The 14,961-nt window shown below is 68.7% G+C and carries 16 protein-coding genes and 2 pseudogenes; 17 read left to right on the top strand and 1 reads right to left on the bottom strand.

The features are described 5' to 3' along the window. Nucleotides 1-339 precede the first annotated feature (339 nt). The 13 genes and pseudogenes from mmsB to VEC04_RS10840 form a co-directional block, all read left to right on the top strand. Nucleotides 340-1,257 (top strand): annotated as a pseudogene (gene mmsB, locus VEC04_RS10900) (3-hydroxyisobutyrate dehydrogenase); the annotation flags it as partial. 127 nt (nucleotides 1,258-1,384) lie between these two features. Further along, nucleotides 1,385-2,611, top strand: coding sequence for a 5-aminolevulinate synthase (gene hemA, locus VEC04_RS10895; protein WP_324776721.1), 1,227 nt, complete (start codon nucleotides 1,385-1,387; stop codon nucleotides 2,609-2,611). Further along, the gene (locus VEC04_RS10890) at nucleotides 2,598-2,798 is read left to right on the top strand and encodes a DUF6898 family protein (protein WP_414642672.1); all 201 of its coding nucleotides are present in this window, start codon (nucleotides 2,598-2,600) and stop codon (nucleotides 2,796-2,798) included. The genes hemA and VEC04_RS10890 overlap by 14 nt, the downstream gene beginning before the upstream one ends. Nucleotides 2,799-2,834: 36 nt before the next feature. After that, a complete protein-coding gene (gene glyA / locus VEC04_RS10885; protein ID WP_324776717.1) occupies nucleotides 2,835-4,148 on the top strand; it encodes a serine hydroxymethyltransferase in 1,314 nt (437 codons plus the stop codon). Between the two features lie 7 nt (nucleotides 4,149-4,155). Then, nucleotides 4,156-4,620: a transcriptional regulator NrdR gene (gene nrdR / locus VEC04_RS10880; RefSeq protein ID WP_324776715.1), complete on the top strand. Its 465-nt coding sequence runs from the start codon at nucleotides 4,156-4,158 to the stop codon at nucleotides 4,618-4,620. Then, nucleotides 4,620-5,270: a RibD family protein gene (locus tag VEC04_RS10875; protein ID WP_324776713.1), complete on the top strand. Its 651-nt coding sequence runs from the start codon at nucleotides 4,620-4,622 to the stop codon at nucleotides 5,268-5,270. Before nrdR ends, VEC04_RS10875 begins: the two co-directional genes overlap by 1 nt. Further along, nucleotides 5,271-5,861, top strand: a complete 591-nt coding sequence (locus VEC04_RS10870; protein ID WP_324776711.1) for a riboflavin synthase — start codon at nucleotides 5,271-5,273, stop codon at nucleotides 5,859-5,861. Next, nucleotides 5,861-6,994 (top strand): 3,4-dihydroxy-2-butanone-4-phosphate synthase, encoded by a 1,134-nt coding sequence (gene ribB, locus VEC04_RS10865; protein ID WP_324776709.1) that lies wholly within the window; start codon nucleotides 5,861-5,863, stop codon nucleotides 6,992-6,994. The genes VEC04_RS10870 and ribB overlap by 1 nt, the downstream gene beginning before the upstream one ends. Continuing rightward, nucleotides 6,988-7,452 carry a 6,7-dimethyl-8-ribityllumazine synthase gene (gene ribH, locus VEC04_RS10860; protein WP_414642671.1) on the top strand — a complete coding sequence of 155 codons (465 nt, stop codon included), beginning with the start codon at nucleotides 6,988-6,990 and terminating at the stop codon, nucleotides 7,450-7,452. Before ribB ends, ribH begins: the two co-directional genes overlap by 7 nt. Next, nucleotides 7,449-7,976, top strand: coding sequence for a transcription antitermination factor NusB (gene nusB, locus VEC04_RS10855; RefSeq protein ID WP_324776705.1), 528 nt, complete (start codon nucleotides 7,449-7,451; stop codon nucleotides 7,974-7,976). The genes ribH and nusB overlap by 4 nt, the downstream gene beginning before the upstream one ends. After that, nucleotides 7,976-8,965 (top strand): thiamine-phosphate kinase, encoded by a 990-nt coding sequence (gene thiL / locus VEC04_RS10850; RefSeq protein ID WP_324776703.1) that lies wholly within the window; start codon nucleotides 7,976-7,978, stop codon nucleotides 8,963-8,965. Before nusB ends, thiL begins: the two co-directional genes overlap by 1 nt. Nucleotides 8,966-9,003: 38 nt before the next feature. After that, a complete protein-coding gene (locus VEC04_RS10845) occupies nucleotides 9,004-9,426 on the top strand; it encodes a hypothetical protein (protein WP_324776701.1) in 423 nt (140 codons plus the stop codon). 180 nt (nucleotides 9,427-9,606) lie between these two features. Beyond that, nucleotides 9,607-11,760 carry a sodium-translocating pyrophosphatase gene (locus VEC04_RS10840; RefSeq protein WP_324776699.1) on the top strand — a complete coding sequence of 718 codons (2,154 nt, stop codon included), beginning with the start codon at nucleotides 9,607-9,609 and terminating at the stop codon, nucleotides 11,758-11,760. Between the two features lie 105 nt (nucleotides 11,761-11,865). Here VEC04_RS10840 and VEC04_RS10835 read toward each other — a convergent pair whose 3' ends face one another. Beyond that, nucleotides 11,866-12,342 carry an outer membrane protein assembly factor BamE gene (locus VEC04_RS10835; RefSeq protein WP_324776697.1) on the bottom strand — a complete coding sequence of 159 codons (477 nt, stop codon included), beginning with the start codon at nucleotides 12,340-12,342 and terminating at the stop codon, nucleotides 11,866-11,868. Between the two features lie 82 nt (nucleotides 12,343-12,424). Between VEC04_RS10835 and VEC04_RS10830 the strand changes: the two genes are divergently transcribed. From VEC04_RS10830 to VEC04_RS10815, 4 genes and pseudogenes are all read left to right on the top strand, one after another. Next, nucleotides 12,425-12,958, top strand: a complete 534-nt coding sequence (locus tag VEC04_RS10830) for a ubiquinol-cytochrome C chaperone family protein (protein ID WP_324776695.1) — start codon at nucleotides 12,425-12,427, stop codon at nucleotides 12,956-12,958. After that, nucleotides 12,955-13,467: a DUF177 domain-containing protein gene (locus VEC04_RS10825; protein ID WP_324776693.1), complete on the top strand. Its 513-nt coding sequence runs from the start codon at nucleotides 12,955-12,957 to the stop codon at nucleotides 13,465-13,467. Before VEC04_RS10830 ends, VEC04_RS10825 begins: the two co-directional genes overlap by 4 nt. Nucleotides 13,468-13,558: 91 nt before the next feature. After that, nucleotides 13,559-14,632: a phosphate acyltransferase PlsX gene (gene plsX / locus VEC04_RS10820; RefSeq protein WP_324776691.1), complete on the top strand. Its 1,074-nt coding sequence runs from the start codon at nucleotides 13,559-13,561 to the stop codon at nucleotides 14,630-14,632. Then, nucleotides 14,629-14,961, top strand: a pseudogene (locus tag VEC04_RS10815) (3-oxoacyl-ACP synthase); the annotation flags it as partial. The gene plsX and the pseudogene VEC04_RS10815, both read left to right, overlap by 4 nt.

Below are 14,961 nucleotides of genomic sequence, written 5' to 3'. Positions count from 1 at the left end.
GGAGGTCGATGGATGGCCTCTGCTTGCTCGCCGCGCGCTTCTGGCGGGGTTGAGGACGTCGCAGTCGCGGCGGCAGGCCCCCCCGCGTCGGTCGTCGCAAGGCGGCCGCCGCGTGATCCGTCAAAGGCCCGAAGGCAGGGCCGCCAGTCGGAGGGCGTGTGGAAAACGGCCGCGCGGGACAGCCTGTCTCGTCGAAACGGTAACAACACAATAGCACCGGGCGAGGCCCGGCTGTCCCGCGCCCTCCCCATCCTTCCGTGGCTCCCGCCTCCGGAAGCCGAACACCCGTGTCTGGCGCCCGTGCCTGCGACCCGCTAATCCGACGGCCAACAACACTCAGGGAGAGACGCCATGACCCGGACCATCGCCTTCATCGGCCTCGGCAACATGGGCGGCGGCATGGCGGCCAATCAGGCGAAGGCCGGCCACAAGGTCCTAGCCTTCGACCTGTCGCAGGCCGCGCTCGACCGCGCCGCCGGACACGGCTGCACACCCGTCGGCTCCGTCGCCGAGGCCGTGAAGGACGCCGACGTCGTCATCACCATGCTCCCCGCCGGCCCGCACGTGCTCAAGGTCTACAGCGAACAGGTCATCGGCCACGCCCCGACCAGCGCCCTGTTGCTCGACTGCTCGACCATCGACGTCGACACCGCCCGAAAGGTCGCCGGCCTGGCCAAGGAGGCCGGCTACGCCTTCGCCGACGCCCCCGTCTCGGGCGGGACCATGGCCGCCGACGCCGGGACCCTGGCCTTCATGGTCGGCTGCGACGAGCCCGAGTTCGCCCGGATCGAGGCGGCGCTGGAGCCGATGAGCCGCGCCACCTTCCGCGCCGGCGACCACGGGGCGGGGCAGGCGGCCAAGATCTGCAACAACATGATTCTGGGCATCACCATGCTCGGCACCTGCGAGGCCATCGGCCTCGCCGAGAAGCTGGGCCTCGACCCGGTGAAGATGTTCGACATCGTCGCCAAGTCCTCGGGCCAGAGCTGGAGCGTCACCACCTATTATCCGTGGCCCGGCCCGGTGCCGACGGCGCCGTCGAACCGCAACTACGAAGGCGGGTTCGCCGCCGCCATGATGCTCAAGGACCTCAAGCTGGCCCAGGACGCTGCCGCCAAATCCGGCGCCACAACCCCGCTCGGCGCCCAGACCGAGGCCCTGTTCCAGATGTTCAACGGCCTCGGCTACGGCGGCCGCGACTTCTCGGCCATCCTGCAGATACTCCGCGGCAAGCTGGACGAGCTCCCCAAGGGCTGAGCACGAACTGACCTGAGAACCGTTATCAATTAGAAGGTTGCGACGATTTAACCGGCGCGGCTGATAGACTTTCGCCGGCCCGGGGCGCAAAACCCGGCCTGTCCACCACACCAGACGAGCCGCAGGTTTGTTCGACTACAAGGCCGCATTCCAGACCGCCGTTGAACAGGTCAAGAGCGAGGGGCGCTACCGCGTCTTCGCCGACCTGAAGCGCGTGCGCGGCGAGTTCCCCAAGGCCGTCCGCCGCCGCGCCGACGGCTCGGAGCAGGAGGTCGTGGTCTGGTGCTCGAACGACTACCTGGGCATGGGCCAGCATCCGGCGGTGCTCGAGGCCATGCAGGCGGAGATCGACGCGGCCGGCGCCGGCGCCGGCGGGACCCGCAACATCTCCGGCACGACCCGCTCGGCGGTCGACCTCGAGGCCGAGCTGGCCAGCTGGCACCAGAAGGAAGCCGCGCTCCTCTTCACCTCCGGCTACGTCGCCAACGAGGCGACCCTGACCACCCTGCAGCGCATCCTGCCGGGGTTGGTGGTCTTCTCCGATTCGCTGAACCACGCCTCGATGATCGCCGGCATCCGCAACGGCGGCTGCGAGCGGCACATCTTCGCGCACAATGACCTCGAACACCTTGAGGCCCTGCTGCGCGACGCGCCCGCCGACGCGCCCAAGCTGATCGCCTTCGAGAGCGTCTATTCGATGGACGGCGACATCGCCGACCTGACCGGCACGATCGCACTGGCCCGGAAGTACGGCGCCATGACCTACCTCGACGAGGTCCACGCCGTCGGCCTCTATGGCCCGACCGGCGCCGGGGTCGCCGAGCGCGACGGCCTGCTGGCCGGCATCGACATCGTCGAATGCACCCTCGGCAAGGCCATCGGCGTCATGGGCGGCTACATCGCCGCCGACGCCGTCATCGTCGATGCCGTGCGCAGCTGGGCCTCGGGCTTCATCTTCACCACCAGTCTTCCTCCTGCCTTGACGGCAGGGGCCCTGGCCTCGGTCCGCCACCTGAAGGCCCATCCGGAACTGCGCGACGCCCATCAGGAGCGCGCCGCCACCCTCAAGGCCCGCCTCGCCGCCGCCGGCATCCCGGTGCTGCCGTCCGAGAGCCACATCGTGCCGGTGCACGTCGGCGATCCTGTTCACTGCAAGATGATCTCGGACATGCTGCTCGAGGACCACGGCGTCTACGTCCAGCCGATCAACTACCCGACCGTGCCCAAGGGAACCGAGCGCCTGCGCTTCACCCCGTCGCCGAACCACACGGACGCCATGATGGACGACCTCGTCGCCGCCATGGACAAGCTCTGGACCCACTGCAACGTGGCGCGCCTCCCTGCCGTCGCCTGAGCCCGATCTGGGTCCTGATCTGGGCGAAGTCATCATCGAGATGACCCGCAACGGGCCTTACCTGAAGTGCTCGGCGGTCCACGTCGCGACCGGCCTCGAGGTCTCCGCCCTCGGTCCCGTCGCCGAACCCAGCGGCCTCGAACGCATCGCCCTCGCCAAGCTGAAACGGGCGCTGGCCACGCGCTGACCACAAGATGTTGTGGTTACCGACGCCCGGGCCTAAATGAAACGCCGCCAATTCCGGGGACCCGCAGTGACCGCCTTCACCCACGACGCCTATTTCTCGAAGTCCCTCGCCGAGGCCGACCCGGACATCTTCGGCGGCATCCAGGGCGAACTGCGCCGCCAGCAGGAGCAGATCGAGCTGATCGCGTCCGAGAACATCGTCTCGAAAGCGGTGCTCGAGGCGCAGGGCAGCGTCCTGACCAACAAATACGCCGAGGGCTATCCGGGGCGCCGCTATTATGGCGGCTGCGAATACGTCGACGTCACCGAGGACCTGGCCCGCAGCCGGGCGAGGCAACTCTTCAACTGCGCCTTCGCCAACGTCCAGCCGCACTCCGGCGCCCAGGCCAACCAGGCCGTCTTCCAGGCTCTGCTGACCCCGGGCGACACCTTCCTCGGCATGGACCTGGCCTGCGGCGGCCACCTGACCCACGGCTCGCCCGCCAACCAGTCCGGCAAATGGTTCCGGCCGGTGACCTACAAGGTTCGCGAGGACGACCACCTGATCGACTACGACCACGTCGCCCGGATGGCCGAGCAGGAGAAACCGAAGCTGATCCTCGCCGGCGCCTCGGCCTACAGCCGCCACATCGACTTCAAACGCTTCCGCGAGATCGCCGATAGCGTCGGGGCATACCTGATGGTCGACATGGCCCACTACGCCGGCCTGGTCGCCGGCGGCGTCTATCCCGACCCGCTGCCGCACGCCCACGTCGTCACCACCACCACCCACAAGACCCTGCGCGGCCCGCGCGGCGGCATGGTGCTGTCGAATGACGTCGAACTCGGCAAGAAGATCAACTCGGCCGTCTTCCCCGGCCTGCAGGGCGGCCCGCTCGAGCACGTCATCGCCGCCAAGGCCGTGGCCTTCGGCGAGGCGCTGAAACCGGAGTTCAAGACCTACGCCCGCCAGGTCGTGGACAACGCCCGGGCCCTCGCCGCCGTGCTGATCGAGCGCGGCGCGGCCATCGTCTCGGGCGGCACCGACAGCCATCTGATGCTGGTCGACCTCAGGCCCAAGGGCGTCACCGGCAAGGCCACCGAGGCCGCCCTCGAACACGCCCTGATGACCTGCAACAAGAACGGCGTGCCGTTCGACACCGCGCCCTTCACCGTCACCTCCGGCGTCCGCCTCGGCACCCCCGCCGGCACCACCCGCGGCTTTGGCGTCGCCGAATTCCAGCAGGTCGGCCACTGGATCGCCGACGTCATCGACTCGATGCAGGGCACGGACGAGGCCGACGCCGCGGTGTCGCAGCGCGTCGCCGGCGAGGTGCGCGAGCTGACGCGCCGCTTCCCCATCTACGGATGATCCGCCGATGAAATGCCCCTTCTGCGGAAATCCGGACACCCAGGTGAAGGACAGCCGCCCGTCGGACGACGGCGCCGCCATCCGCCGCCGCCGGTCCTGCCCGCAGTGCAGCGGGCGTTTCACGACGTTCGAGCGCGTTCAGCTGCGCGAGCTGATGATCCTCAAGCGTAACGGCCGCCGCACGCCCTTCGACCGCGACAAGCTGGAGCGGTCGCTGGCGGTGGCCCTGCGCAAGCGCCCGGTCCAGCCCGAGCAGATCGAACAGCTGGTCAGCCGCATCACCCGTCAGCTGGAAAGCCTCGGCGAAACCGAGATCCCGTCCTCGACCGTCGGCGACTTCATCATGAAGGCTCTGAAGTCGGTCGATGAGGTCGCCTACGTCCGATACGCCTCGGTCTACAAGGACTTCCGCCACACCAACGACTTCGCCAAATTCCTAGGCGACGAGGGTCTGGACGACGAGCGGAGCTGATGCGCCCGCGCGTCACCCTGAAGCTGGCCACCTCCCTCGACGGCCGGATCGCGACCGCGGCCGGCGAGAGCCAGTGGATCACCGGCGAGACCGCCCGCGCGGAGGGCCACCGCCTGCGGGCGTCCCATGACGCTATCCTGATCGGCGTCGGCACGGCCATCGCCGACGACCCCCTGCTGACCGTCCGCCAGCCGGGACTGGAAGACCGCCAGCCGGTCCGCATCGTTATGGACAGCCGCCAGCGCCTGGACCCTGGTTCAAAACTGGTCCGCTCGGCCCACGAGTCGCCCGTGATCGTCGTAACCGTCCAGCTGCCCTCGCCGGCGCTGATCCGGGCCGGGGTCGAGGTCCTCCAGGTTCACGCCGGCCGGGACGGCCGGGTCTCGCTGAATCACGCCCTGACGGCGCTGCGGGCCAAGGGCGTCGTCTCCCTGCTGGTCGAGGGGGGCGGGGATGTCGCGGCCAGCTTCCTGCGCGGCGACGTCGTCGACCGGATCGAATGGTTCCGCGCTCCCATCCTGCTCGGCTCGGAGGGACGTCCGGGTGTCGGCTCGCTCGCCGCCGAGGAGCTGGGGCAGGCGCGCCGCTTCCGGCGCCTTGCGGCCGAGCCTTGCGGTGACGACCTGTGGGAGCGCTACGAGAGGCTCTGAATGTTCACAGGCATCGTCACAGACATCGGACGGGTTCGCTCGGTGCGGCAAACCGAGCGCGATCGGCGCTACGAGATCGAGACCGCGTGGGACACGGCCGGCATCGACCTCGGAGCCTCGATCAGCCATGCCGGCTGCTGCCTGACGGTGACGGAGAAGGGGCCCGGCTGGTTCGCCGTCGAGGTGTCGGGCGAGACGCTGTCGAAGACCAGTCTGGGCGACTGGACCGAGGGTCACAGGGTCAATCTCGAACGCGCCGCCAAGCTCGGCGACGAACTGGGCGGCCACATCGTCTCGGGCCATGTGGACGGGCTGGGCCGGGTTGTGGCGATCGAGCCCGAGGGCGGCTCGCACCGGGTCCATATCGAGGCGCCGGCGCCGCTGCACCGCTACATCGCCCCGAAAGGGTCCGTCACCGTCGATGGGGTCTCGCTCACCGTGAACTCGGTCGAGGGCAGCCGTTTCGAGGTGAACATCATCCCGCACACTCGGGAAGCCACCACGCTGGGGAGCCTGAATCCCGGCGATGCGGTCAATCTCGAGATCGACATGCTGGCGCGATACCTCGCGCGGTGGCAGGAGACGGCGTGATGCAACTGGCCGCGAACATGAACGACAGCCCGATCAGTCCTATCGAGGACATTCTCGAGGACGCCCGCAACGGCAAGCCCTACATCCTCGTCGACGCCGAGGACCGCGAGAACGAGGGCGACGTCATCATCCCGGCCCAGTTCGCCACGCCCGATCAGATCAATTTCATGGCCCGCCACGCCCGCGGTCTGATCTGTCTCGCCATCACCGCCGAGCGGGCCCGCCAGCTGCGCCTGCCGCCGATGTCGGCCGAGAACCGCGAGAGCATGGGCACCGCCTTCACCGTCTCCATCGAGGCGAAGGAAGGGGTCACCACGGGCATCTCCGCCGCCGACCGCGCCCGCACGGTGCAGGTCGCCGCCGACCCGACCCGCGGCGCCGACGACATCGTCTCTCCCGGCCACGTCTTCCCGCTGGTCGCCCGCGACGGCGGCGTGCTGGTCCGTACCGGCCACACTGAAGCGGCGGTCGACATCTCGCGTATGGCCGGCCTGACCCCCGCCGGCGTCATCTGCGAGATCATGAACGAAGACGGCACCATGGCCCGGATGCCGGACCTGGTCGCCTTCGCCCAGCTGCACGGTCTGAAGATAGGCACGATCGCCGACCTGATCGCCTACCGCCGCCGGACCGAGCGTCTGGTCGAGCGGGTCATGGATACGCCGTTCGAAAGCATCCACGGCGGGCCGTTCCGGCTGATGCTGTATCGCAACGCCATTGAGGGCGTCGAACATGTGGCCCTGGTGAAGGGCGAGATCGAGCCGGGCAAGCCCACCCTGGTGCGTATGCACCAGGTCGATTTCGCCGCCGATCTGCTCGGCCACGTCGAGGCGCGACAGGACTATGTGCCGCGGGCCCTGAAGGCGATCAGCGGCCACCCGGGGGCGGGCGTCACCGTCTTCCTGCGCGATCCCGAGCTTCATGGACTGGCCGAGCGTCTGGCCGGCGTTGAAAAGCCCAAGGCGGTCGACCGCTCCATCCGCAACTACGGCGTCGGTGCGCAGATCCTGCTCGATCTGGGGGTCCGCGACATGATCGTGATGAGCTCCACGCGCCCCAATCCCACCGCGCTGGAAGGCTACGGCCTGCGCATCGTCGGCTGGCGCGACATGGACGGAGAAGAACAATCGTGAGCGAGCCGTATCGCGTCCTAATCGTCGAGGCGCGCTTCTACGACGATCTGGCCGATGCCCTGCTGGAAGGGGCGAAGGACGCCCTGCGCGCCCAGGGCGCCGAGTTCGACGTCGTCTCCGTGCCGGGCGCGCTTGAGATCCCGACCGCCATCGCCCTGGCCGAGGAGGCAGGCCGTTTTCCGACCGCGCCGCGCTATGACGGCTACGTGGCGCTGGGCTGCGTCATTCGCGGCGAGACCTATCATTTCGAGATCGTCTCCGATCAGTCGGCGGCGGGCATCACCCAGCTCGGTCTCAAGGGCGTGGTCGTCGGCAACGGCATCCTGACCACCGAGGACGAAGATCAGGCCTGGGCCCGGGCGCGGATCAGCGAGGGCGACAAGGGCGGCGGCGCCGCGCGCGCCTGTCTCGACCTCATTGCCTTGCGCAAGCGGCTGCGCGTAGGACTGGCGTCGTGACCGAACCCGCCAGCCTCCAGTCCGTGCTCGAGCAACTCGCCCAGGCCGAAAAGCAGCGCGCCGAGCCGCAGCTGACCAGCAAGCAGCGCCGCGCCCGAACCGTGGCGCGCCTCGCCGCCGTCCAGGCCCTGTACCAGATGGAGCTGGCCGGGGAGGGCGTGGAGACCGTCATTACCGAATTCTCCAACCACCGGTTCGACGCCGACATCGAGGGCGAGCCGCTGGCCGAGGCGGACGAGGCGTATTTCGCCGAGATCGTGCGCGGCGTGGTCGAGGGCCAGCGCGACATCGACGGGTCGATCAAGGCGCGCCTGGCCTCCAACTGGCGGCTGGAGCGGCTCGACTCGACCCTGCGGGCCTTGCTGCGCGCCGGCGCCTGGGAGTTGCGCGAGCGGCAGGACGTGCCGAAGGAGATCGTGATCGACGAATACGTCGAGCTGGCCAAGGCCTTCTTCGACGACGCCGAGGCGAAATTTGTCAACGCCGCGCTGGATGGCGTGGCCCGGGACGCCCGCGCCACCTGATGGCCGCGGTCGACGTCGCCGGCGAATTCGAGACCATCCGGCGCCTGTTCGCGCCCCTCGCTCACCCGGAGTGGGGCAGGGGGCTGAAGGATGACGTGGCCGTCGTGCCCTCGAAGACCGGGCACGATCTGGTCCTGACCAAGGACGCCATCGTCGAGGGCGTTCATTTCCTGCCCACCGATCCGCTCGACACCGTCGCCCGCAAGCTGCTGCGGGTGAACCTGTCCGATCTGGCCGCCAAGGGCGCCGAGCCGTTCGGCTATCTGCTGGCCTGCCACTGGTCGGAGCGCTGCGGCTGGCCCGAGCGGATGACTTTCGTCGATGGCCTGCGAGCGGACCAGAAGGCCTTCGGCGTCGCCCTGCTGGGCGGCGACACCGTCGTCACGCCGGGGCCGGCGAGCTTCTCGATGACCCTGCTCGGCTGGACACCCAAGGGCCGGATAGTCGGACGCGCAGGCGCCCGGCCGGGCAATCTGGTTTTCGTCACCGGTTCGATCGGCGACGGCTGGCTGGGCCTGCAGGCGGCGCAGGGAAAGTTGAGCCTGGAGCCGGACCGGATCGCGACCCTGATCGAACAGTATCGGGCCCCGACGCCCCGGGTGGAATTCGCCAGCGCGATACGCGATTTCGCCAGCGCCTCGATCGATGTCTCGGACGGCCTGATCGCCGACCTCGGGCACTTGGCGGATGCGGGCGGAGTGCGAATCGAGATCGATCTGGAGGTCACGCCCCGCTCCGCTGCGGGCCAGGCGTGGTTCGACGGCCGGGTGGATGAGCAGGCCGCTCTGGAACGCCTCGTCACCGGCGGCGACGATTATGAGATCGCCTTCACCGCCCGTCCCGCCGACGAAGCCGCCCTGCGCCGGGAGGCCGAGCGGCGCCGCCTGCGTCTCACCCGGATCGGCCGGGTCGTGGCGGGGGAGGGGGTGGTCGCCCGCTTCGCCGGCCAGCCGATCCCGATTGACCGTCCCGGCTTCACCCACGGCTGACAACGAAATCTCAAGGCGTGTGCGGCACTCTCGGATCCATGCGCCGCCGTGACCTGATCGCCGCCACCATCGCCCTCCCTGTCGCCGCAGCGGCTCCGGGCGCCAAGGCCGACGACAGACCCACGCCCGGGGCCAGCCTCGGGATCGCAGGCGTGGGCCTGCCGATCATCTCCGGCGGCCGGATCCGCAACTACGTCTTCGTTTCGCTGCGCCTGCATCTCGGCGGCTCGGCGACGCCCGAATCGATGCGGCCGAAGGAGGCCTGGCTGCGCGACGCCCTGGTGCGCGCGGGCCATCGGACGCCCTTCGTGGTCGAGAACGACTGGACCCGCGTCGACACGGCCGCCTTGTCCGCCAGCCTGATGCGCTCGGCCGTCCCGATCGCCGGGCGCGGGGCCGTTACCCGGGTCGAGGTCATCAGCCAGGCGCCGCGACGGCGCACCGGTGTCCGGGCCGGCTGATCCCCGTTCACCAATCCTGTTGCGTCGCCCCGGCGCATTTGGCACGTTTCCGCCGCATTTCCCCAAGGGCGCAGACTCGCGTCCGGTGCGCACGGGGGGACCGGAAGGCGGACAGAGGCGAATAACGCCCGCCGCGCCAAGGGTCCGGGCGCCTCTAGAAACACAGGGTTTGGAAACGCCATGAATAATCTTCTGTGGCTTGTCATCGCCGCAGGCGCGCTGGGGGTCCTTTACGGACTGGTCCAGACCGCCTCGCTGATGAAGGCCTCGACCGGCAACGACAAGATGCGCGAGATCGCCGCCGCGATCCAGGAAGGCGCCTCGGCCTATCTGCGGCGGCAGTACACGACCATCGCCATGGTCGGCGTCGTCATCCTGATCGCCGCCTGGTTCCTGATCGGCCAGTGGGCCGCCCTCGGCTTCGTGATCGGCGCGGTCCTGTCGGGCCTGGCCGGTTTCGCCGGCATGCTGATCTCGGTCCGCGCCAACGTTCGCACGGCCCAGGCCGCGTCCGAGAGCCTGTCGAAGGGTCTGGATCTGGCGTTCCGCTCGGGCGCCATCACCGGCATGTTCGTCGCCGGCGGCGCCCTGCTCGGCGTGGCGGGCTACTACGCCCTCCTGACCGAGGGCATGGGCTTCGAGAGCACCAGCCGCGAGGTCATCGACGGTCTCGTCGCCCTCGGCTTCGGCGCCTCGCTGATCTCCATCTTCGCCCGTCTCGGCGGCGGCATCTTCACCAAGGGCGCCGACGTCGGCGGCGACATGGTGGGCAAGGTCGAGGCCGGCATTCCGGAGGATGACCCCCGAAACGCGGCGACCATCGCCGACAACGTGGGCGACAACGTCGGCGACTGCGCCGGCATGGCCGCCGACCTGTTCGAGACCTATGCGGTGACCACGGTCGCCACCATGGTGCTGGCCGCGATCTTCTTCCGGGACCTGCCCTATGTCGAAACCATGATGCTCCTGCCGCTGGCGATCTGCGGCGTCTGCATCGTCACCTCGATCATCGGCAGCTTCTTCGTCCGTCTCGGCAAGAAGCAGAACATCATGGGCGCCCTGTACCAGGGTCTCATCGTCACGGGCGTACTGTCCATCGGCGCCCTGTGGCTGGTCATCAACCAGATGCTGCCGGACAACGCCGTCGTCACCCCGATCGGCGGAGATCCTATCACCGCCATGAACCTGTTCTGGTCCGGCCTCGTCGGCCTGATCGTCACTGCGGCGATCGTCGTGATCACCGAATACTACACGGGCTCCAACTTCCGGCCGGTGCGTTCGGTCGCCAACGCCTCGGTTTCGGGCCACGGCACCAACGTAATCCAGGGTCTGGCCGTCTCGCTCGAGGCGACCGCCCTGCCGGCCCTGACCATCATCGTCGGCATCATCGCCAGCTTCCAGCTGGCGGGACTGTTCGGCATCGCCATCGCCACCACCACCATGCTCGGCGTCGCCGGGATGATCGTGGCGCTGGACGCCTTCGGACCGGTCACCGACAACGCCGGCGGCATCGCCGAGATGGCGGGTCTTCCCTCGGAAGTCCGCCACTCGACCGACGCCCTCGACGCGGTCGGCAACACCACCAAGGCCGTGACCAAGGGCTACGCCATCGGTTCGGCGGGGCTCGGAGCGCTGGTGCTGTTCGCGGCCTACACCTCGGACCTGCAGTACTTCTCGGCCAATCCCGAGGCGTATCCGTTCTTCGCCAACATGGGTCCGATCGCCTTCGATCTGACCAATCCCTACGTCGTCGTCGGGCTGCTGTTCGGCGGTTTGCTGCCGTTCCTGTTCGGCGGCATGTCGATGATGGCGGTGGGCCGGGCGGCCGAATCGGTCGTCGCCGAGGTGCGTCGCCAGTTCCGAGAGAACCCCGGCATCATGACCTACGAGGTCAAGCCGGAGTACGGCCGGGCCGTTGATATCCTGACCAAGGCGGCGATCCGCGAGATGATCGTGCCGTCGCTGCTGCCGGTGCTGTCGCCGATCGTGCTGTTCGTGGCTATCCTGTTCCTGTCGGACAAGGCGGACGCGTTCGCCTCGCTCGGCGCCATGCTGATGGGCGTGATCGTGACCGGCCTGTTCGTGGCCATTTCCATGACCTCGGGCGGCGGGGCCTGGGACAACGCGAAGAAGGTGATCGAGGAAGGCTTCACCGATCGCAACGGCGTCGTCCACGGCAAGGGCTCCGAGGCCCACAAGGCCGCGGTGACCGGCGACACGGTCGGCGATCCCTACAAGGACACTTCCGGCCCGGCAGTGAACCCGATGATCAAGATCACCAACATCGTGGCCCTGCTGCTGCTGGCGGTGCTGGCGAGCGGAAAGATCTTCTGACGCCTGTGTCCGCCGCGTCCTCCCGGGCGCGGCGGACCGCAACGAAAGACGCCCCGGAGAGCGATCTCCGGGGCGTTCTCGTGTTTGACGATGCGCGGCGTGGTTCTAGTCGGGACGGCGCTGGCCGGGCACGTCCTCGTCGGTGCGCGGCAGCTGGCCACGGCCGACGTTGCCGAGCAGCTGCTCAAGGATGGTCAACTGACGCCCGCGGGTCGGGGTCTCGCGATCGTTCATGGCGATCCGCTGGCCGTCGTCCAGGCCGAGGGTGCGGACTTCGGCGACCTGGCCGGCGTCGTTGAAGCTGATCTCGGTCACCGTCCGCTGCGTCACCTGCGGCCGGTTATAGGTGTATTTCTCGGTCACCTGGCTGATGTAGTACCAGATGTTGTCGCGCTCGAAGGTCGAGGTCGTCGACGGCGTGCCCAGCTTGGTCAGCACCGTCTGCTTGGTGTCGGTTCCCGCCACGATGTCAGCCGGCTTGGCGTCGATGGCCTGGAAGCCGTTCTGGCCCACGACGGGGGCGCAGGCCGCGGTCAGCGCGGCGGCCGAGAGAGCAGCGAAGAGGAGCTTGGTACGGAGCATGGACGGCGCCTGCGAGAGAACAAGGTCTTTGACCTAACCGGACCCGAGCCTTAGTTCAACGGCGCGGCGGAAAAGGGGCCGCATGATCATGCTTCAGAATCTCTTCCGAACCCGTCCCCGCGAACGTCTGGGCCAGCCCCTGTATGAACTGGCGGTGCGGCAGGCCCGCGACCCCGCCTTCTACACGACGCTGGGCGTCGCCGACCGGATCGACGCCCGCTTCGAACTCTACACGCTGCACGTGCTGCTGCTGGTCATGCGGCTGCGCGATGAGGGCGAGCGCGGGGCCGACGCGGCGCAAGCCCTGTTCGACACCTATGTGTCAGCGCTGGATCACGCGCTCCGGGAGCTCGGCGTGGGCGACATTTCGGTGGGCAAGAAGATGCGCAAGCTGGGTGAGGCCATGTACGGCCGCATGACCGCCTATGAACCGCCCCTCCGGGAGGGAGACGCGGCGACTCTGGCCGCCGGCCTGGCCCGCAATGTCTTCGAGAGCGACGAACCGGCGGACGGCGACGCGCTGGCGGCCTACGCCCTGGCCAGTCGCGCCCGGCTGGCGGCGCAGGACTTCGCGAGCGTGACTTCGAGCCCCGACTGGGCGGAGATCAGATCATGAGCGGCCCGGACCTTCCGTACAGCGAGCCGGTTCGGCTGCATCAGGTCGGGGCCGGCGTGACCCGGCGGCTGGAACCTGACGCCGCGGCCCGAGCCCGGATCGCCCGGGCGTTGGACCTCGCCTCTCTCGCTTCCTTCGTCGCCGAGATGACGCTCGCGCCGGCGCCCGGCGGCTGGCGACTGTCGGGACGGGTGAAGGCCAGCCTCGCCCAGACTTGCGGCATCACCCTCGACCCTCTTCCGGTGGAGATCGATGCGCCATTCACCATCGCGCTCGCCGAAGCGGCGGAAGACGCCTCCGACGAAATCGTCATCACACTGGACGACGAATCGCCTGATCCGATCGAGGGCGGGCAGGTCGATCTCGGACAGTATGCCGTCGAACAACTGGCCCTGCGGCTCGATCCCTTCCCCCGCAAGCCCGGGGCGGAGTTCGTTCAGCCACCCGAGCCGACCGAAATCTCGCCCTTCGCCGTTCTGAAGCAACTGCGGCCGTCCGACGACGGTTGACGCAACGGCGGCGCGGTTGCATCCCCCCGGTGCGGCGCTATCGTCGCCCCAGACGAGCGCCGGGCTGACGGCGCGACGGAGTCGAAACGGCTTGTCTTCCCCAGTTCTGATTTCGCTCGACGCCATGGGCGGGGATCATGGCCCGCCGGTCGTGGTGGCGGGGGTGCGCGACTACCGCAGGCGCCATGGCGGCGAGGGCGTGCGGTTTCTGCTCCACGGCGACGAGGCGGCGATCCGCGCTGAGATGGCGAAATGCGCCCTGGCCGAGGACGTCTGCCAGGTGCGGCACACCGACAAGGTCGTGGCCATGGACGAGAAGCCGGCCCAGGCGATGCGGCGCGGCAAGGGTTCGAGCCTGTGGAACGCCATCGAGGCGGTGAAGACAGGCGAGGCCGGCGCCGTCGTCTCAGCGGGCAACACCGGCGCCCTGATGGCCATCTCCAAGCTGATTCTGCGGATGTCGGCGCACGGGCTTGAGCGTCCGGCCATCGTGGCCAGCTGGCCGACGCTGCGCGGGATCACCGCGGTGCTGGACGTGGGGGCCAATATCGAAAGCGACGCCGAGCAACTGGTCGAGTTCGCCATCATGGGCGAGGCCTTCCATACAGCTGTGCACGGCGGCGGCCGGGCGACCATCGGCCTGCTGAACGTCGGCTCCGAGGACATGAAGGGTCACGAGGAGGTCCGCGAGGCCGCCCGTATCCTGCGGGAAGGCGGACTGGGCCTCGACTACAAGGGTTTCGTCGAGGGCGACGACATCGCCAAGGGGACCGTCGACGTAGTCGTCACCGACGGCTTCACCGGCAACATCGCGCTGAAGACCGCCGAGGGCGTCGCGCGGTTCATCTCTGCGCTGATGAAGGAGGCGCTGACCTCCAGCGTGCCGGCCAAGGCAGGCGCCCTGCTGGCCCTGCCGGCGCTGCGGCGGATGCGCCAGAAGATCGATCCCAGCGCCGTCAACGGCGGTCCGCTGCTCGGGTTGAACGGCATCGTGGTCAAGAGCCACGGCGGTGCCGACGCCAAGGGCTACGGAAATGCGATCCGTATCGCTGTCGAACTGGCGCGGAGCGACTATCTGAAGAAGGTCAGCGACAGCCTGAACCGGCTAACTGTCGTCCTTGAACAGCCGGCCGCGCAGGATGCGGCCATGGAGACTCCCCAGTGAGCGTCATTCGCAGCGCCGTGACCGGCGTCGGCTCCTTTCTGCCGGAACAGGTCGTCACCAATGCGGATCTGGCGAAGATCGTCGACACCTCGGACGAGTGGATCGTCGAGCGCACCGGCATCCGCCAGCGGCACAAGGCGCGCGACGACCAGCCGACCAGCGACCTGGCGGTGGAGGCGTCGAAGCGGGCCCTGCGCGACGCCGGCCGGACGGCCGCCGACGTCGATCTGATCGTGGTGGCGACGACGACGCCCGACATGACCTTTCCGTCGGTGGCCTCGATCGTCCAGCGCAAGATGGGCATTCCGACCTGCATCGCCTTCGACGTC

This window comes from Brevundimonas sp. (assembly GCF_035626535.1).
Taxonomy (GTDB): domain Bacteria; phylum Pseudomonadota; class Alphaproteobacteria; order Caulobacterales; family Caulobacteraceae; genus Brevundimonas.
Note: the sequence above shows the minus strand (reverse complement) of the source record. Positions and strands in the feature narration are given on the sequence as shown.